Genomic DNA, 17,310 nt, shown 5'->3' on the forward strand with positions numbered 1-17,310 from the left:
CGCATACCGTGGACAACAAAGCTATCCGGGTCCAGCCCTCTGGTGCACCTGCCGAGATATCGGAGCAGATTGCTGAAAACAGGACCCACTCCCGCGAGTCGTTGGGGAAGTCAGCCGCAGTCCCTAGTCCGAAACTTGATTCGACCACAGTTCCCCCTAGCTATGTGACCCGCTCGATCTCGGACGTGGCAATCCAGCAATCCGAAGGGAGTCTACAGAATTCGCCCGACACCGATATCCGCTCATGCTGCTACCCGGGCGTTGGTCAGCCGTCCAAACGAGTTGGCCGACAGTGTTTCCGGTGCGCGGTAATAGCGCCAGTCGAGTGCGCTGCGGCAACCGAGCTGAATCGATACCGTGTGCTCGTGTATTGGGATCCTTTGCCGACTGTGGCCATCTCGCATGCTCTTCCGATCGCGGGCGGGAATCCAGCGAGTGTGTTGGGGCGGCCGAGTGAGTATCTGCTTGGTGTGTGGAGCGAGCGGGATTGGCGCAACGTTCCTGGTCCTTTCTATGGCGCGCAAACAGATTCGTGTGGGACGGGTCCGCTCGCCGCTCGCCTCTTCGGTGCGCGCCTATCGCCACTATCTGGAGCACGGGCTCGAAAGCGATCTGCTCGAGTACGGGTTCTGGCTCGAGCATCGCCGCGCGATCACCGAGGTGGAGACACTGCCCGAACTCGAGCTGTAGCCGGTGGGGTTCGCTTTCTCACACCGGAGTCATCGCACACCATGCTCTTACCGCCCGAGCCGGTCAGGTCCGGGCGGCGGGAAAGTCAAGGGGCTGTGCTGGTTTGAGGTCGCTCGCGTAGGATCGGCTGTCACCCTGGGCGGCCCAGCGGGCGATCGAGTACTGGCGGACCTCCGGCACGAAATGGCGGTCCGTGGCCTGGTTCGGCGCACTCGCCTGGGCCTGCTGCCCATCGCCCCGGCCATCCTGCCCGTGGTGGAGCACCCGCCCGCACCCCCCTTCTTCACCGATGGTACTGTGCGACAGCATGTTTCGGACGGCTCGGTGGTGATGGTGCCACCGTCCACCGCGGTCGACGTCATTGTCTTGCGTCGGCAACTCGACGCCGATTTCACCTTCCCCCTTGTCGGCGGCTATTTCGTCGGCCCGGCCGCCGCGGACAAGTCGGCCCACCACGGTGCCGAGCCGAGCCCACAGTGAACCAGCTCATCCTGGTCCGGATGTTCAATACGGTTCCGGTGATCGACCAGCCCGCCCGCGGCAGAACCCGCGCGGACCTGCGCTACTGGCGCGCCGACGTGCTGGTGCTGCCACCCACCGACAACAGCGATGCCCTGCGTGCCACCGTGGATCAACCGCTGGGTGGACGGCGTCTGGCTGTGGGACGTGCGCGGCATCGACTACGGGAGCGGTCCGGCAGGATTCGAGGATCCGTTCGCGCTCAGGGGATCTGGCGGATCGGGTCGGGTGTCGGCCGGGGTTCTCCGGGCCGCAGCGCACCCATTATTTCGTCGGCGAGCAGGAAGCCTGCCAGGCCGTGGCCGTGCTTTTCCCGGCGCACCAGAGAGACGACGTTATTGCTGAAAGCGTCGCGAACCTGCCGGAAGGCGAGTCGGCCGTCGCGCAGTTCCTCGGCGATATCGAACTCGCTGAGAAAGGCGATGGCCTCGCCCGAGATGGCGAGCCGTTTCATCGTCTCGATCGAGTTGGTGTGAAAGGCCGGTTCGACATCGAGACCGGCATTGGCGAAGGCTTCGGCGACAATGCCGTGAATCACCATGGAACGGTCGGCGTAGATCAGCGGGTACGGCGTGCACTGGGCGAGCGGAATCGTATCCATCTGGGCCAGTGGATGATTCGGGGAGACGACGACTCCGAGCCGGGTGTTCAGCTGCCAGCAGACCTCGATCTGCGCCGATGCCGGGATATTGAAGCCCAGACCAAGATCGGCCTCACTGTCCTCGATCGCCCGCACGATGTCCAGCGTCGTCATGGTGCGAATCGATATCCGGACCTGCGGATGGCGGGAGCGGAAGGTCGCGGCCGCGGTAGCGACGACGCTGCTGGCCAGTCCGGTCATCGTGGCGATCACGACTTCGCCTCTGCCGAGGGCGTGGAGATCGCGAATGTCCGCGACCGTCTCACGGTATTGCTGAAGCGTTCGCCGAATATGGGCGAGCAGCGCTTCGCCGGCCGGGGTGGGGCGCATACCGCGCGGTAGGCGCTCGAACAGCTGCTGGTCGAGTTCGGCTTCGAGAAGCAGGATTTGCCGGTTGATCGCCGAGGGCGCGACATGCAGCGCGGCACCGGCCGCGCGGATGGACCCCAGCCGTGCGACCTCGTCGATGTACTGCAACAACCGTGAATGGAGCACGGGGCACCTCCTCGGCAGAGTGTACGAAAATTCAGTACGCATTGTGCAAAAACGGATGCTTGTCAGCAACGGTGCCTATCGCGTTCCATCAATGCAAGGCACAACGGGCCGGGTATATCGGGCCTCGTTCGGTTGCCGAGTACGTGCGAAAGAACGTGAGGAACGCAATGCCAGAACATGATTCGATTACCGGCGCCGCGCGCACAGCAGCCGATGACGTGGCCGCTCAGGATGATCACGTGCGGACGATTTTCAGCATTCTGGAAGGCGAGCAGGAAGCCGATCTGCTGCTGCGCAATCTCAACATCCTCGATGTGCACAGCGAAACCGTCTATCCCGGAACGCTATTGGTCCACCGGCAGCGCATTATCGCGTTGAACCCAGACGAATCGATCGCGCGATTCCGCGAAGTCTTCGACGGTGAGGGCCTCTACGCCATTCCGGGCCTGATCGACGCGCACCTGCACTTCGAATCCCAGCTCGCGCATCCGGCGGCGTTCGGCGAGGCGATCGTGCCCAGCGGAACGACGACGGTCTTCGGTGAGACCCTCGACTTCGCCAGCGCGGCCGGCGACGAGGCGGTCGACGCGGTCCGAGCGCTCTTCGCCGATCATGACAAGCTGCCGTACCGACTCTATGCCTTCGCACCGGGGAAGAAGACCTCGACGGAAGTCACCGAGGCGATGCTGGCAATGGATCCGGTCATCGGGCTGGGCGAGCTGGCCCACCTGTCCTATATGACCGGCAACGCCGACGATTTCCGCAAGTCCGCGCTCGGACGGGCGAATGCGGGATTCGTGAATTGCCACTGGGGTGTCACCTCGCTGTCGGACATGCTGCTGAATTACATGCCCGCGATCGGTGTCGACAACAACCACGACGTCTGGAACGAAGACGATATCGAGAAAAGCATTCGCTACGGCCTGAATACCCAGATCAAGTTCGGCGTAGGCAGTCCCGAGGTCATTCGAACCATGTTGCGCGCCATAGTGAAGCGCCGCTGGCCCGCCGAGAACTTCCAGCTCTGTGCCGACAATATCTCGGTGGATCGCGTGCTGCGGCAGGGTCATATCGACTGGGTCATCTCCCTGGCCGTCGAAATGGGAATCCCGCCGATCAAGGCGATCAAGATGGGCACGCTGTACACCGCGCGCTCCTTCCACAAGGACCGCGACCTCGGTTCCCTGAGCCCGGGACGATTCGCTGACATCGTCCTCACCGACAGCCTGTCGAAGATCAACCCCCGCTACGTGTTCAAGGGCGGCAAGCTTGTCGCCAAGGACCGCAGGCTGCTCGAGCCGGTCGGCATCGACTACTCGGTCCTGGCCAGGGAACCCGAGCCCGGCCTCGGCGATCTGCGTGCCGAACAGCTCGATCTCACTCCGATCGACCTTTCGCCCGACGGCACGCAGGCGAAGGTGCTGCTGTTCGACGTGTACGGCCGCGGGCATGCCAAGTTCGCGCAGGAGGTGTGGGTGCCGTACCGCGAGGGGGCGGTCGTACCCGAGTACGAAGGGGTGCGGCTGAATCGGATCTCCATCGTGCAGCGCTACGCCGACGGTGCGCGGCATACGGTGAACGGACTGTTCAAGGGCGTGTCGATCGATCGCGGCGCGGTCTCCACGTTCTGGCCCGCGCCGTCGGCCTATTTCGTGGTCGTCGGCGGCGACAGCGCCGAGATGCGCGACAACCTGATGCAATTGGACGGTTTTGTCGGCGGCTGCCTCGTGACCGCGGACCGGGAGGTGAAAGCCGTTCTGCCGCTGGACTTCTACGGCGTGATGGCCGATATGAACCTCACCGAACTCGTCGATGCCACCCGTTCGATCGACGATGCCCTGCTGAAGCTGGGCAACCACAACGAAGGCGAACCGGTGGTCAACAAACTCCTCACCCTGTTCATCTCGCTCGACCGCTTCGGGTTCATGAAGTAGCCGGGCTGCTTCGGACTAGGGATGCGATCGTTATGCAGCAGGACAAGGACGCGGGAGTCATCGACACCGGAAACAAGGTGCGACGCTCGGTCACCTATATCGCCGGAATCTACATCCTGACACTGGGTCTGAGCCTGGCCGTCAGGGCGGGGATCGGCATATCCCCGCAGAGCAGTCTCACCCGCACCATGACGCTGGTGATTCCCTCGCTCAGCCAGGGCACCTTCAACCTCATACTCGAGGTCATCATGCTCATCCCGACCTTCCTGATCAGGCCCAGGGCATTTCGGGCCCGCAGTCTGCTCTCGCTGGTTCCGGCATTGATCCTGGCTTCGCTGCTCGACTTCAACCTGGGGCTCACCGAGGGGATCCGATTCGGGGCGTACCCGGCCAATGTCGCGCTGTTGTTCTGGGCCGACGCGATGCTGGCCTTCGGCCTCTTCCTCATGATCCGCGCCAACCTGGTATTGATGCCGATCGACCTGTTCGTCAACACCATTCAGCAGCGGACGGGCCGGAAGTGGGGGAACATCAAGACCGTTTTCGACTGCACCCTGCTCGCTCTCTCCGCGGGTATCGGCCTGTTGTTCCTCGGCGCACCGCATTTCATTCGCGAAGGCACGCTCATCAACGCGGTCCTCGTCGGACAGTACGTGAAGCTGTACTTCTTCCTGTACAAGAGGTTCGCGGTGCGGAAAGGACAACCGGCTCTTCCCGGCATGACGCCTTTGGTGTGATCGGCTGTCGGGCAACGTATTTCGACAGCGGCCCGGAACCATCAGGTTCCGGGCCCTTCGTCTCGGTGCCGAACTACTCGCCCGGGGCGGTCAGGCGGGTTTCGAGGTAGACGCGTTCGACGGGGGAGTCAGCCGTAGAGCCGAACGAACCGGTCGAGGGAGCGTTCGACATCGCCGCGCAGGGCACGGGCGACCGCCGAGCCGATCGGGCCGAACAGGGGTGCGCCGCCGAGTTCGAAATCGGCGGTGACCTTCGAGCCGGTCGCGATGGGCGCCACCCGGAGTTCGATGCCGAATTTGGTGCCGCCGATGCCGGAACCGTGCAGCACCAGGCGGTTCGGGGGTTCGGCGGTTTCGACCGTCCAGGTGACCCGATTACGGAAGCCTTTGACGGTGGCCACGCCGATGAGCCGGGTGCCGGGGGTGAGCTCGGCGGGAACGGGTCCGCGCCAGCCTTCGTGCAGGGTCAGCCATTTATCGAGTTCGGGCAGATCCGAGGCGTGCGACCAGGCTTGGTCGGGCGGGATCGGGACGTCTACGGATACCTTGAGCTTGGCCACGTCGCGATGGTATCCGTTACATGGCGTAGCGCTAAACCGGGCGTCCCCGGAACTATTCGAGACGTTTGGGCTCGATTGCCGAGGGCACGCCGCGCTCCTGCGCGAAGTTCGGGCTCGCTTCCCAGCAATCCATGAGCAGTCGCGGTGTCGTGTGGTGTGTGACGTGGTCGCGGTGGACCGTGGACCCGAAGATGGAGAGGCTGGTGATCGCCGTGGCGGCGCACGCGCCACCGGCAATCAGGGCCCAGCCGGCATATCCGCTGGCCGCAGCGGCCAATGCCATCGCGCAGGTCCCGAACGAGACGAGTATTGACGTATATCCGAACCAGGCGGCAAAGCTATTCCGTCTGACCCAGCCTGGGTTGGGGGGCATCCACCCAGCATACTTCTTTGTGCGCTGCGTCACACCCGGCGAAACGGGCGTGGGCTCACCGTGGCGCGAGCACGCGGTCGGAGAAGGTGCGGGCGACCCGGGCCCGACTGGTGCTTGCACCGCTCGGCGGTCTGCTGAACCGAACCGACTGATCGTCTCGCGGCGTGACCGGCGTTACAGTGGGGTGGGGAAGGTGAAGGACGTCGATTGAGCACTGTCGCGCAGGGCAGCCCGTGGGTTGCGGTCCGGCCGGATGACGATGTCACGCGGCTGGCGGAGCGGGTTTCGCTGGCGCACAGGTCATTTCTGGAGGGGGTGGATCGGCTGCCGGTGATTCGGCCGGATGGTCGGTCGGTGCGCTCGGTGGTGCTGGATTCGTGGCGGCGCAGTCGTAGCAGCGGGGTCGATCCGGATGGGTTCGGTGGGGCCGTGGATCTCGAGGGCCTGGAATTGCAGCGGTACCGGGCCGCGCATCCGACCGCGTCGATTCGGCCGGTGGTGCGCAAACTGCTGGTGGAGGATGCGGCCGAGGCCGGCCTGCTGGTGGCCATCAGCGATGCGCGCGGGCGGCTGCTGTGGGTGGAGGGCGATCCCAAGGTCAAGGATCGCGCGGTGGGGATGAATTTCGTGGAGGGGTCGGATTGGAGTGAGGAGCGGGTCGGGACCAATGCGCCGGGAACGGCGCTGGCACTGGATCACTCGGTACAGATCTTCGGAGCCGAGCATTTCAGCCGGGCCGTGCACGAGTTCAGCTGTACCGCCGCACCGGTGCATGATCCGTTGAGCGGCAAGACCATCGGCGCCATCGATATCACCGGTGGTCCGCGCGTCGCGGGGCCGGAGGTGCTGTCGCTGATCCGGGCCACGGTGCTGGCGGTGGAATCGGAGTTGCGCCTCGGTCTGCTCGGTGCGCCGGTGCGCAACGATTCGCCCACGGCGCATTTGCGGGTGCTGGGTACGGGACGGCCGGTGCTGATTCGCGGCGGTGAGCGAATTCGCCTGTCGCAGCGGCACGCCGAGATTCTGTTCCTGCTGGCCGATCATCCGGAGGGCTTGAGCGCGGACCATCTCGCCATGCTGCTCGACGAATCCGAACTCGATCCGGTGACCGTGCGGGCGGAGCTGTCCCGCGTCCGAAAGCTGGTGGGTGCGAACGGTTTCGGATCGCGACCGTATCGGCTGCTGATGGATGTCGAGACCGATGTGACCCGGGTGCGGCGCGCGCTCGCCCGGGGTGATGCGGCGGCCGCGCTGTGCGAGTATCCCGGACCGATTCTGCCGCGTTCGCTGGCACCGGGTATCGCCGAATTGCGTGCCGAACTCCACGGTCGGCTGCGCGCGGCGCTGCTCGCGGCGGGGGATCGTCGCCTGCTCGCGCGCTGGACCAGCTCGGTCGACGGCCGCGACGATATTGCCGCGTGGAGCGCGTATCTCGGTTCGCTGGACCGTAATTCGTCGATGTACGCGCAGGTGGAAGCCCAATTGTCGCTACTCGACCGCAAACTGGGCATCTGACCGACTTCTTGCAACGGTGCTGCAACAGCCGCGGCCATAGTGTCCTGGATCACATCTGACCGAAGTTTGTCAGCAGATCGAGGAGTATTCGATGACTGTCTTCGCCCGCCCCGGCACCCCCGATGCGGCCATGTCCTTCCAGTCCCGCTACGACAACTGGATCGGCGGCGAATGGGTCGCACCCGTCAAGGGGCGGTACTTCGAAAACCCGACTCCCGTTACGGGACAGACGTTTTGCGAGGTCGCCCGCGGCACCGCCGAGGATATCGAACTCGCCCTGGACGCCGCGCACGCCGCCGCACCCGCCTGGGGCAAGACCTCGGTCGCCGAACGCTCGGTGATCCTCAACAAGATCGCCGACCGTATCGAGGAGAACCTTCCGGCCATCGCGCTCGCCGAGACCTGGGACAATGGCAAGCCGATCCGCGAGACCATGGCCGCGGACATCCCGCTCGCCATCGATCATCTGCGCTACTTCGCGGGAGCCATTCGCGCACAAGAGGGTTCGCTCTCGGAGATCGACAGTGACACCGTCGCCTACCACTTCCACGAGCCGCTCGGCGTTGTCGGACAGATCATTCCGTGGAACTTCCCCATTCTGATGGCCATCTGGAAGCTCGCGCCCGCCCTCGCCGCCGGCAACGCGGTGGTGCTCAAGCCCGCCGAGCAGACCCCGGCCTCGATCCTGTACCTGATGGGCCTGATCAGCGATCTGCTGCCGCCCGGGGTGGTCAATATCGTGAACGGCTTCGGTGTCGAGGCGGGTAAACCGCTGGCCTCCAGCCCGCGGATCAAGAAGATCGCGTTCACCGGTGAGACCACCACGGGGCGTTTGATCATGCAGTACGCCTCGCAGAATCTCATCCCGGTCACCCTGGAACTGGGTGGTAAGAGCCCGAACATCTTCTTCTCGGATGTGCTGGCCGCCAATGACGATTTCCAGGACAGCGCCCTGGAGGGCTTCACCATGTTCGCGCTCAATCAGGGTGAGGTGTGCACCTGCCCGTCGCGGGCGATCATCCAGGCAGATATCTACGACGAGTTCCTCAGCGCCGCCGTGGTGCGCACCAAGGCTGTGCGCCAAGGGGATCCGCTGGACTCCGAGACCATGATCGGCGCGCAGGCCAGCAATGATCAGCTGGAGAAGATCCTGTCCTATATCGAGATCGGCAAGGGTGAGGGCGCGACCGTGCTCACCGGCGGTGAGCGCGCCGACCTGGGCGGCGATCTGGCCGGTGGTTACTACGTGCAGCCGACCATCTTCACCGGCAGCAATTCCATGCGGATCTTCCAGGAGGAGATCTTCGGCCCGGTCGTCTCGGTGACCTCGTTCGCGGATTACGACGATGCCATCAAGATCGCCAATGACACGCTGTACGGGCTCGGCGCGGGCGTCTGGTCGCGCGATGGGTCGGTGGCGTACCGGGCCGGACGCGATATCCAGGCCGGTCGGGTGTGGACCAACACCTACCACCAGTACCCGGCGCACGCGGCCTTCGGCGGTTACAAGCAGTCCGGTATCGGCCGGGAGAACCATCGCATGATGCTCGACCACTACCAGCAGACCAAGAACCTGCTGGTCAGCTACGCGGGCAAGGCCCAGGGCTTCTTCTGATGCCCACCCCCGCTCCCCGGCGGGTGCGTGCCACCGCGGCGGCGATGGATCTACTCCGTCGCCTCCGCGCCGCGCACGGCCCACTTATGCTGCACCAGTCCGGCGGGTGCTGCGACGGCTCGGCCCCGATGTGTTATCCCGCAGGCGAATTCGTCATTGGCGATCGAGACGTCCTGCTCGGAATGCTCGACCTGCGCCTGCGCACCGGGGAACGGCCCGCCACCGACCCGCCACCGGAGGATATCGCCCAGGTGTGGATCTCCGGGCCACAGTTCACCGCCTGGCAGCACACCCAATTGGTACTCGACATGGTCCCGGGTCGCGGTTCGGGATTCAGCCTGGAGTCGCCGGAGGGCTTCCGATTCCTCAGCCGCGGAAGAGTTTTCGAACCGGCCGAACTGGCGGCCCTGAACGACATCGACGTGATCACCGGCGCGGATTTCGAACGCGGTGAACGCCCCGCCCCCGCTACCGAACCGCAGGTGGTCGCGGAAGCGGTCGACGCCTGCCCCGTCCCGGGGCGCTAGACCCGCCCTTCTGTCTCGGATCGTCGCCGGGGACGGGCGTGCCGGGCATACCCGGATGACGGCGGGTGCTGGGGTGGGACAAATGGTGGTGCCGGGGTGCGGGTCGACATGCTGGGGCGGTATCGGAGGTGCCGTGGGTGTCCGGAATGTCGTGCCAGACTGTGGGCGTGAGCGAGCCAGTGAGTGATAACGGCGGCGATGACTTCACCACGTCTTCCGGCGGGGATACGGCCGGGGCGGCCTCGGACCGGGGTGTGGTGATCGGTCAGGGGTTGATCTGGCTGGCGAAGTGGTCGCTGTGTCTCGTCGCGATCGCGGCGGGGGTGTGGGTGCTCGGGCTGGTGCTCGGGAAATTGTGGGTGGCGGTGCTGCCGGTGTTGCTGGCGCTGGTGGTGTCGACCGTGCTGTGGCCGCCGACGCGGTGGCTGGTGGGGCGCGGGGTGCCGCCCGCGGCGGCGGCGTCGATTACGACGGTGGGTTTGCTCGCGCTATTGGCGGGGGTGATCGCGGGGATTGTGCCGTCCGTGGTGGATCAGTCGCCGGAGTTGGCCGACCGGGCCACCGAGGGTGTGCATCGGGTGCGGGATTGGTTGCACGGTCCGCCGCTGAATATCGGTGACGAGCAATTGAATTCGGCGGTCGACGCGATCGTCGGGAAGGTGCGGTCCAGCGCGGAGCGAATCGCGTCCGGGGTATTCGCGGGGGTGAGTTCGGCGACCTCGGCGATTGTCACGCTGTTCCTGGTGCTCATGCTGACCTTCTTCTTTGTCAAAGACGGTCCGCGGTTGCTGCCGTGGCTGCATTCGGTGCTGGGCCGCCGGAGCGGACGGCATGTCGAAGAGGTGCTGAACCGGGTATGGGTGATGCTCGGCGGATTCATTCGCACCCAGGCGTTGGTGAGCCTCATCGATGCCGTGCTGATCGGCGGCGGCCTTGTGATTCTTCGGATTCCGCTGGCCGCGGTGCTGACCGTGCTCACCTTCCTGGGCGGTTTCGTCCCGATCGTCGGGGCCTTCGTCGCGGGTGCGCTGGCCGTCCTGGTGGCCCTGGTGACCAAGGGGTTGACCAGCGCGCTCATCGTGCTCGCCATCATCGTGGTGGTGCAGCAGCTGGAAGGTAATGTGCTGCAACCTATTCTGCAGAGCCGCAGTATGCAGCTGCACGCCGTCGTGGTGCTGCTCGCCATTACCGTCGGCAGTGCGCTCTACGGAATCGTCGGCGCGTTCCTATCCGTTCCCGTGGTGGCGGTGGCCGCGGTGGTACTGCGCTATCTGGGCGAGCAGATCGACGCGCGCAGCACGCGGAGCGGAGGAGGCGCGGATCTCGGGCCGAGCGTCGAATAGCTTGCCGGGCGCGCCTTTCCGGTCCTCGATGACATCGATCAGTTGCTCCATACTCGGGCCGGGTCAGCGCCGACCTGATCCGCGACCGCGACCCCGTCATCGAGACGACCGCATTCCGGAAACCACGGTCCGGACCACCTATGTGCAAGGGCGGCGGATGTATTCGCGAGTTCCGGTCCTCGCGGTCCGGCGTCACAGCCTCGCAGACCGCCCGGCCCGACTGGGCCGCCGCGCTACGGTGATCGCGGCGGCCCAGATCGCGAAAGGGTCTTCGCCCGAAGGGGTTTCGGTCAGATGGCCGCGACGGCGTCCGGGATCGGGGTTTCCCCGCCGATCAACTCCAGAACGCGGCCCGTCCCCGCCCCGGAAATCACTAGTTCGGCCAGCACACCCGCCACATCCGAGCGCGGAATACGGCCCGCCGGAACACTTTCCGCGAGTCGTACCCGCCCGGTGGCGGCCTCGTTGGTGAGACTGCCGGGTCGCAGAATCGTCCAATCCAGTGCGCGCCCGCGAAGATCATTCTCCGCCTGCGTCTTCGCGTCGATATAGGCTACCCACGACTCATCCCCACCGGCGGCGGGCTGCCCCGCGCCCATGGTCGAGATCTGCACGAACCGCCCCACACCGGCCTGCTCCGCCGCATCGGCGAGCAGTACCGAACCATCCCGATCCACGGTGTACTTGCGCTTCGGCCCGCTTCCCGGTCCGGCGCCGGCCGCGAACACCACCGCGTCGACACCGCGCAAGGCCGAGACCAACTCGTCCCGTCCCCCTTGTTCCAGGTCCAGTACAACCGGCTCCCCGCCGGCCGTCTTCACATCCCCCGCGTGCTCCGGATTCCGAATGACGCTCAGCACCCGGTCACCCCGTCCGGTGAGCACCCCGGTGAGTGCGAGTGCGATCTGCCCATGTCCGCCGATGATTGCGATTCGCATGGCTACGAGCCTACGACGACCCGCCGCGGCAGCGGCCGCACCTCGCCCGGCGAGGCGGTGCCGCGTGCGGTGACCACGACGGCGATGGTCAGCACGAATGCGGTCAGGGCACAGGCTGTTCGGGCGAAATGGAATATTTCCCAGCGGTGCAGGATGGCGGCGTAGTCGGCGGGCGGGCCGCTGACGGCCCAGACTTTGATCTTCTGGTTGATGGGGACATTGCCGAGCCTGGTGATCAGGAATGAGCCGATCGCGAGAACGGACGCGGTGGCGGCGAGCCATCGATACCGGCCCGTGCGGTGGATGGCGAGTGCGAGGGTGCTCAGGACGGTCAGGGCCATAAGCGATTGCATGACCGGGCCGTTCACGCGCATGAGGGCGGTGTGGAAGGTGAATCGGACATCGAGGGGGACCTCGCGGAAGGCGTAGAGGACGTTGACCGCGCCATAGCCGAAGGCCCCGGCGAGCAGGCCGGGGAACAGCAGTGCCGCTGCTGGAACGACTCTCGACAGCATGGGTGACTCCCGTCGTTGACTATCGCAACATCATGTTGCGATACTGTCGAGCATGCCCCACCGCATCCAATATCGCACCAAAGAGTTGCAATGAGTCCTGGCGCACCCCTGGGGCGCGGACCCAAGGTCCGCGCCGCCGTATTGACCGCGGCCGTCACCGAATTGGCCGAGCAGGGGTACGCGGGATTCACCGTGGAGAATGTGGCGCGCCGCGCGGGCGTGCACAAGACCACCGTCTATCGGCGCTGGCCGGAGCGGGACGCGCTCATCACCGACGCGCTCGCGGACAGCGCCGAAGCCGAAATCCCCATCCCGGACACGGGTTCCATCGAAGCGGACTTCGACGCTCTCGCACAAGGTCTGGTCGCCTGGGTGAAAAGTCCGGGGGGACAGGCGGTCCTGGCGGTCATGCACTCCGAGACCGCGGGTTCGTCCCGCCCCCCGGACACGGTGCGCCACGTCTTCCGCGACCGTATCCGCCAGGCCCTGCCGGTGGTCGTGCGCGCCATCGAGCGCGGTGAACTACCCGCGGGCACCGATCCGGCGGAATGCGTCAAAGCCCTGGTCGCCCCGATCTACTTCCGCGCCTTGATAACTCGCGAGAAACTGACAGCCGACACCGCCGCCAACGCCGCCCGCCTGGCACTCGCCGGAGCCCGCGCGGGCGTATTCGGCTAGTCGATTGTCCGGTGCCGTCAGAGGGTGCGGCCGATGATCAGTTTCATGATCTCGTTGGTGCCGCCGTAGATCTTCTGGATGCGGGCGTCGGCGTACATGCGGGAGATGGGGTATTCGGCCATGTAGCCGTAGCCGCCGAAGAGTTGCAGGCATTCATCGGCCACCTTGCACTGCTGCTCGGTGAGCCACCATTTGGCCTTGGCCGCGGTCGGGACGTCGAGTTCGCCGCGCAGGTGCTTATTGACGCAGTCATCGGTGAAGGACCAGGCGATGGACTTGATGGTGTCGCATTCGGCGAGGGTGAACTGGGTGTTCTGGAAGGCGAAGACCGGCTTGCCGAAGGCTTCGCGTTCCTTGGTGTAGGCCAGCGTGACCTCGACGGTCTTCTCGATCGCGGCGGCGGCGATGACGGCCAGGATGAGCCGCTCCTGCGGGAGCTGCTGCATGAGCTGAATGAAGCCGATGCCCTCCGCGCTACCGAGCAGATTCGACCGCGGCACCCGGACATTGTCGAAGAACAGCTCGCAGGTGTCCTGACCGTGCTGGCCGATCTTCTCCAGATTGCGGCCGCGGCGGAAGCCCTCGCGGGCGGTCTCCACCAGGATGAGCGAGACGGTGTCCGCGCCCTTGCCCTCGGAGGTCTTGCAGGCCACGATCACCAGATCGGCCAGATAGCCATTGGTGATGAAGGTTTTCGCGCCGTTCAGGACGTACTCGTCGCCGTCCTTGACGGCCTTGGTCTTGATGCCCTGCAAATCCGATCCGGTGCCGGGTTCGGTCATCGCGATCGCGCCGACGATCTCGCCGGATGCCATGCGCGGCAGCCAATTCCGCTTCTGCTCCTCGGTGCCGTACGCGTTGAGGTAGTGCGCGACGATCCCGCTGTGCACCGGATTCCCGAGGCTGGGGGACAGGCCGCGCACCTGTTCGGTCAGCACCACGGCCTCGTGCGCGAACGTGCCGCCGCCCCCGCCGTATTCCTCCGGAATGCTCAGGCACAGCAGGCCCAATTCCCCTGCGCGATTCCAGATTTCGCGATCGACATGGTGCTGGCGGGCCCACTTGTCCTCATTGGGCGCGCATTCCTTCTCGAAGAACTTGCGCGCTAGATCGGACAGCGCGTCCAGGTCCTCATCCATCCACGGCGAGCGGTGCAGGGCCACGAGTGAACTCCTCTGTTCTAATCGGCTCTGCCGCGACGGTAAGTCGATTCGCGGGCCGCAACCATGACCGCCTCGCTCGACTTCTTGACCGGAACGCTCAGCGGGCCGGTTCAACGCTGATAGGAGCCCGGTGCGCTCCCGGTCCAGCGGCGGAAGGCGCGGGAGAAGGCGCTCGGTTCGGAGAAGCCGAGTCGGCGGGACAGCGCGGTCACCGTCTCCTCACCGCGCACCAGACTCGCGATGGCGGCATCGCGCAGAATCTGCTCGCGAATCTCCTTGAGCGAGGTGTGTTCCTCGCGCAGTTTGCGGCGCAGTGTCGGCGGGCTCATGGCGAGTTCGGCGGCGATATCATCCGCACCCGGCCAATCACCGTCCAGTCCGCGCTGGAGAATGCGCCGCACCCGCGCGGCCGGGGAGATGGAGTAGTCGCGCGGTCCGAGCACACCCGAGGGCGCATTGCGCAGGAACGCCTGCAACTCGTCCTCGCTGCGATCGATCGGCTGCTCCAGCAGCGCGGCATCGAAGACCAGCGTCGGGTCCGCGGCCGAAAAGACAACGGGCGCACCGAAAACCACGTCGTAGTCGTCGACTTCCGGATCGCGCGGGTACGGCACCTCCACCCGCCGCAACAGCAGCCGCCCGCCGATCGTCCACGCCATGAACCGATGCGTAATGGTCAACATGGTGTCGATGACAATGCCCGGCGGGCGGCCCGCATCGCTCATATCGAAGCTGACGCGCGCCTCACCCTCGTCTTGGGTGAGCCGCAACCGCGGCAATCCGGGCAGTGACCGCCGGAAACTCTCGAACCGGCGAATGGCCGCCCCGAGCGTGGGGGCACCCACCAACCCGAAACACACCAGCCGCAATGTCCCACGCGGCATCGGCCGCAAGCCGAGCCCCAGCAATTCGTCATCGGTGGCCCGCCACAACCCCTGCACCATCCGCACGGTCTGATCAATGGTGACCCGGGATCGCCCCTCCGCCAACAGATCCGGCGAAATCCCGGCCTCGGCCAGCAACCCGCCGATATCCCACCCACGCTGTCCGGCGAGTTCGACAATGGCCCGAACTCGCTGGATGGGCAGGGTGCTTCCGGCCTCGGCAGACATCCGCCCGACCGTATCAATCCGCCCCGGGCCGCCCGCCGAGCGGCTCACCGCACCGTATCCCCGGTGAGTCCCGCCGATAGCGACCGGTTTCCAAGCCTCAATCGGCGAGCCCCGAGCCCGTTTTGGTGTATCCGTCCCGCCCGTGTACTGTTCTGTTCACACCGACGCGGGGTGGAGCAGCTCGGTAGCTCGCTGGGCTCATAACCCAGAGGTCGCAGGTTCAAATCCTGTCCCCGCTACAAATGAGGGCGGTCCTGACCGGTAGGTTTCAGGACCGCCCTCAATCTTTGTCGAGTTTTGCGGCAACGAATTTGACAACCGTCCCGTATCTCGGTGCCCAGCGGCACCACGAAGACTGCGAAATCCATCGCTACCAGTTGTTCTCCGATGGACGCAGCGGAACGCATGGGACGACTGCGTTCGCTGGGGTGCCAGCCCAACGGTCATAGGACGCGGCGACGGCGACCCTTTCCTTGGCTGTTTGCTTGCACGAGGGTGTGGGTGTGGGGATCGGTGTCGTCGTGCTCGGCGACCGGCATGATCGTCTGTCGATCACGCGGCTGAACTCTTGCTTTGGGGTCGATCGTGGAGTCGGACGGGCAGCAAACCGTTCCGCAATTGTGTGGATAGTTCGGTCAATTGGTTCCGATTCTCGACGCCCAGCTTGGCGTAAAGCTTCGTGAGATTGTTTCTAACGGTCTTCTCGGCTATGCCGAGGGAGTTGGCGATCTGCTGGCTGGAATGACCTGTGCTGACCAGATCGAAGAGCGCCAGTTCGCGGGTGGTCAGTTCGCGCAGGGCTTTGCAGACCGTGGTCGATTGACGGACATGCCTGATGAGAACCTCGGTGACGCGCTGGTCGAAGGCGAGCTTTCCGGCGGCGACCGAGCGTATCGCCTGGGTGATGACCTCACCGGGCAGATTTTTCGTGAGACATCCGGCGGCGCCGGCCAGCGCGGCCTGCGCCATGGTCTCGGGATCGGCCGCCTCGGTGAATATGACGCACTTGATCCCCGGGGAGATCATCTGTATCCGGCGGCACAGGTCGATTCCGCTTCCGTCCGGCAGATTCAAACCCACGATGGCGATGTCGACGGACCTCGGATCCATCGATTCCAGTGCTTGTGCGGCCGCGCTCGCTCCTCCGACCACTGTCAGGGAAGGGGTGTTCTCGAAGAGGGATTTGAGGCCGAATCGGGCGATGTTGTTGTCGGCAATGAAAATTCGGATCATCTCTACTGATCCCTTCGGTTCTCCAGTGCGTGCGGTGGCAGGCCGAGTTCTTGTTCGGCGGTCGCGAGGACGAAGTCGGCTATGCGAAGGAATTCTTCGTCGTTCTGCAGGACGGCTTGGATCGTGACGGCGTGGGCGGTCGCGAGTATCCGGGAGGCTGATGCGTTGGCGTTGTCGGTCGAGAACTGGCCCGCTGCAACGCCTTCGGCAATAATTTCGGTCACGATGGTCTGGGCGTAGGTCATCTGCCGGACCACCTCGTCGCGCATGCGGGGCTCGCTGTAGGAGGCCTGCCAGCCATCGACCCACAGCAGTGGGACGGGGAATTCGGTGCGGTGGCGGCGGTAGTCGAGCAGGCGGCGAAGTTGGCCGAGGGGGGTCGATGCGACGCGGGCGTGTGCGCGCCAGGCGTCGAGTGAATTCGTGGACGCATGCGCGAATCCTTCGGTGACCAGATCGTCGACGGAAGCGAAGTAGTGGCTGATGAGTCCGGTGGCGACGCCCAGTGCGTCGGCCACGCTGCGGAGGGTGAGGCTGCGGATGCCGTGGGTGGCAATCAGTCGGCCGGCCGTGTCCACGATCTCGGTTCGTCGCTGCTCGGGTGGCAGTCGTCGCCTGCGTGGTTTCGTTGCGTTCGGAGGTGGGAGGTCCTTCGGCATCGTGCTCCTTATTGGCTGGGCAACCAATAAGGAGCACGCTATCAGCTATTGGTAGGGATGCCAA

The 17,310-nt window shown here is 65.2% G+C and carries 18 protein-coding genes and 1 tRNA gene; 10 read left to right on the plus strand and 9 right to left on the minus strand.

The window, feature by feature from the left end; genetic code table 11:
* The first annotated feature begins 513 nt into the window (after positions 1–513).
* Both NA10_RS36565 and NA10_RS09420 read left to right on the plus strand, forming a co-directional pair.
* Positions 514–690 carry a hypothetical protein gene (locus NA10_RS36565; RefSeq protein ID WP_245677114.1) on the plus strand — a complete coding sequence of 59 codons (177 nt, stop codon included), beginning with the start codon at positions 514–516 and terminating at the stop codon, positions 688–690.
* A gap of 183 nt (positions 691–873) precedes the next feature.
* Positions 874–1,170: a hypothetical protein gene (locus NA10_RS09420; protein WP_067566160.1), complete on the plus strand. Its 297-nt coding sequence runs from the start codon at positions 874–876 to the stop codon at positions 1,168–1,170.
* Between the two features lie 241 nt (positions 1,171–1,411).
* Here NA10_RS09420 and NA10_RS09425 read toward each other — a convergent pair whose 3' ends face one another.
* Positions 1,412–2,344, minus strand: coding sequence for a LysR family transcriptional regulator (locus NA10_RS09425; protein WP_067566162.1), 933 nt, complete (start codon positions 2,342–2,344; stop codon positions 1,412–1,414).
* A gap of 167 nt (positions 2,345–2,511) precedes the next feature.
* Between NA10_RS09425 and NA10_RS09430 the strand changes: the two genes are divergently transcribed.
* Entirely contained in the window at positions 2,512–4,278 is a 1,767-nt protein-coding gene (locus NA10_RS09430; protein ID WP_067566164.1) for an amidohydrolase family protein, read from the plus strand.
* A gap of 32 nt (positions 4,279–4,310) precedes the next feature.
* A complete protein-coding gene (locus tag NA10_RS09435) occupies positions 4,311–5,015 on the plus strand; it encodes a YczE/YyaS/YitT family protein (protein ID WP_067566166.1) in 705 nt (234 codons plus the stop codon).
* A gap of 128 nt (positions 5,016–5,143) precedes the next feature.
* On the opposite strand, the gene NA10_RS09440 is transcribed toward NA10_RS09435, so the two are convergent.
* Together NA10_RS09440 and NA10_RS09445 are read right to left on the minus strand one after the other, a co-directional pair.
* Entirely contained in the window at positions 5,144–5,575 is a 432-nt protein-coding gene (locus NA10_RS09440) for a type II toxin-antitoxin system Rv0910 family toxin (RefSeq protein ID WP_067566168.1), read from the minus strand.
* 52 nt (positions 5,576–5,627) lie between these two features.
* A complete protein-coding gene (locus NA10_RS09445) occupies positions 5,628–5,858 on the minus strand; it encodes a hypothetical protein (RefSeq protein ID WP_067566171.1) in 231 nt (76 codons plus the stop codon).
* A 297-nt stretch (positions 5,859–6,155) separates the two neighbouring features.
* Between NA10_RS09445 and NA10_RS09450 the strand changes: the two genes are divergently transcribed.
* From NA10_RS09450 to NA10_RS09465, 4 genes are all read left to right on the plus strand, one after another.
* Positions 6,156–7,463, plus strand: coding sequence for a sigma-54-dependent transcriptional regulator family protein (locus NA10_RS09450; protein WP_067566174.1), 1,308 nt, complete (start codon positions 6,156–6,158; stop codon positions 7,461–7,463).
* Between the two features lie 91 nt (positions 7,464–7,554).
* On the plus strand, positions 7,555–9,078 hold the full coding sequence (adh, locus tag NA10_RS09455) for an aldehyde dehydrogenase (RefSeq protein ID WP_067566177.1): 1,524 nt from the start codon (positions 7,555–7,557) through the stop codon (positions 9,076–9,078).
* Positions 9,078–9,605 (plus strand): DUF779 domain-containing protein, encoded by a 528-nt coding sequence (locus tag NA10_RS09460; RefSeq protein WP_067566181.1) that lies wholly within the window; start codon positions 9,078–9,080, stop codon positions 9,603–9,605. Before adh ends, NA10_RS09460 begins: the two co-directional genes overlap by 1 nt.
* 254 nt (positions 9,606–9,859) lie before the next feature.
* Entirely contained in the window at positions 9,860–10,948 is a 1,089-nt protein-coding gene (locus tag NA10_RS09465; RefSeq protein ID WP_245677125.1) for an AI-2E family transporter, read from the plus strand.
* 290 nt (positions 10,949–11,238) lie between these two features.
* Here the strand turns inward: NA10_RS09465 and NA10_RS09470 are convergent, their stop codons facing one another.
* Positions 11,239–11,886: an SDR family oxidoreductase gene (locus tag NA10_RS09470; protein WP_067566183.1), complete on the minus strand. Its 648-nt coding sequence runs from the start codon at positions 11,884–11,886 to the stop codon at positions 11,239–11,241.
* A 2-nt stretch (positions 11,887–11,888) separates the two neighbouring features.
* Positions 11,889–12,401 (minus strand): anthrone oxygenase family protein, encoded by a 513-nt coding sequence (locus tag NA10_RS09475; protein WP_067566186.1) that lies wholly within the window; start codon positions 12,399–12,401, stop codon positions 11,889–11,891.
* Positions 12,402–12,491: 90 nt separating this feature from the next.
* Between NA10_RS09475 and NA10_RS09480 the strand changes: the two genes are divergently transcribed.
* The gene (locus NA10_RS09480) at positions 12,492–13,079 is read left to right on the plus strand and encodes a TetR/AcrR family transcriptional regulator (protein WP_067566188.1); all 588 of its coding nucleotides are present in this window, start codon (positions 12,492–12,494) and stop codon (positions 13,077–13,079) included.
* Positions 13,080–13,096: 17 nt separating this feature from the next.
* Here NA10_RS09480 and NA10_RS09485 read toward each other — a convergent pair whose 3' ends face one another.
* Together NA10_RS09485 and NA10_RS09490 are read right to left on the minus strand one after the other, a co-directional pair.
* The gene (locus tag NA10_RS09485; RefSeq protein WP_067566517.1) at positions 13,097–14,218 is read right to left on the minus strand and encodes an acyl-CoA dehydrogenase family protein; all 1,122 of its coding nucleotides are present in this window, start codon (positions 14,216–14,218) and stop codon (positions 13,097–13,099) included.
* Positions 14,219–14,352: 134 nt separating this feature from the next.
* Complete coding sequence (locus tag NA10_RS09490; RefSeq protein WP_067566191.1) at positions 14,353–15,354, minus strand: AraC family transcriptional regulator; 1,002 nt, start codon at positions 15,352–15,354, stop codon at positions 14,353–14,355.
* Between the two features lie 165 nt (positions 15,355–15,519).
* Here NA10_RS09490 and NA10_RS09495 point away from each other — a divergent pair.
* Positions 15,520–15,593 (plus strand) — tRNA-Met (locus tag NA10_RS09495).
* Positions 15,594–15,906: 313 nt separating this feature from the next.
* Here NA10_RS09495 and NA10_RS09500 read toward each other — a convergent pair.
* Together NA10_RS09500 and NA10_RS09505 are read right to left on the minus strand one after the other, a co-directional pair.
* Positions 15,907–16,587 (minus strand): response regulator, encoded by a 681-nt coding sequence (locus NA10_RS09500; protein WP_067566195.1) that lies wholly within the window; start codon positions 16,585–16,587, stop codon positions 15,907–15,909.
* A 2-nt stretch (positions 16,588–16,589) separates the two neighbouring features.
* Entirely contained in the window at positions 16,590–17,246 is a 657-nt protein-coding gene (locus NA10_RS09505) for a TetR/AcrR family transcriptional regulator (RefSeq protein ID WP_084514463.1), read from the minus strand.
* Positions 17,247–17,310 lie beyond the last annotated feature (64 nt).

The sequence above is a fragment of the Nocardia acidivorans NBRC 108247 genome (genome assembly GCF_001625085.1).
Taxonomy (GTDB): domain Bacteria; phylum Actinomycetota; class Actinomycetes; order Mycobacteriales; family Mycobacteriaceae; genus Nocardia; species Nocardia acidivorans.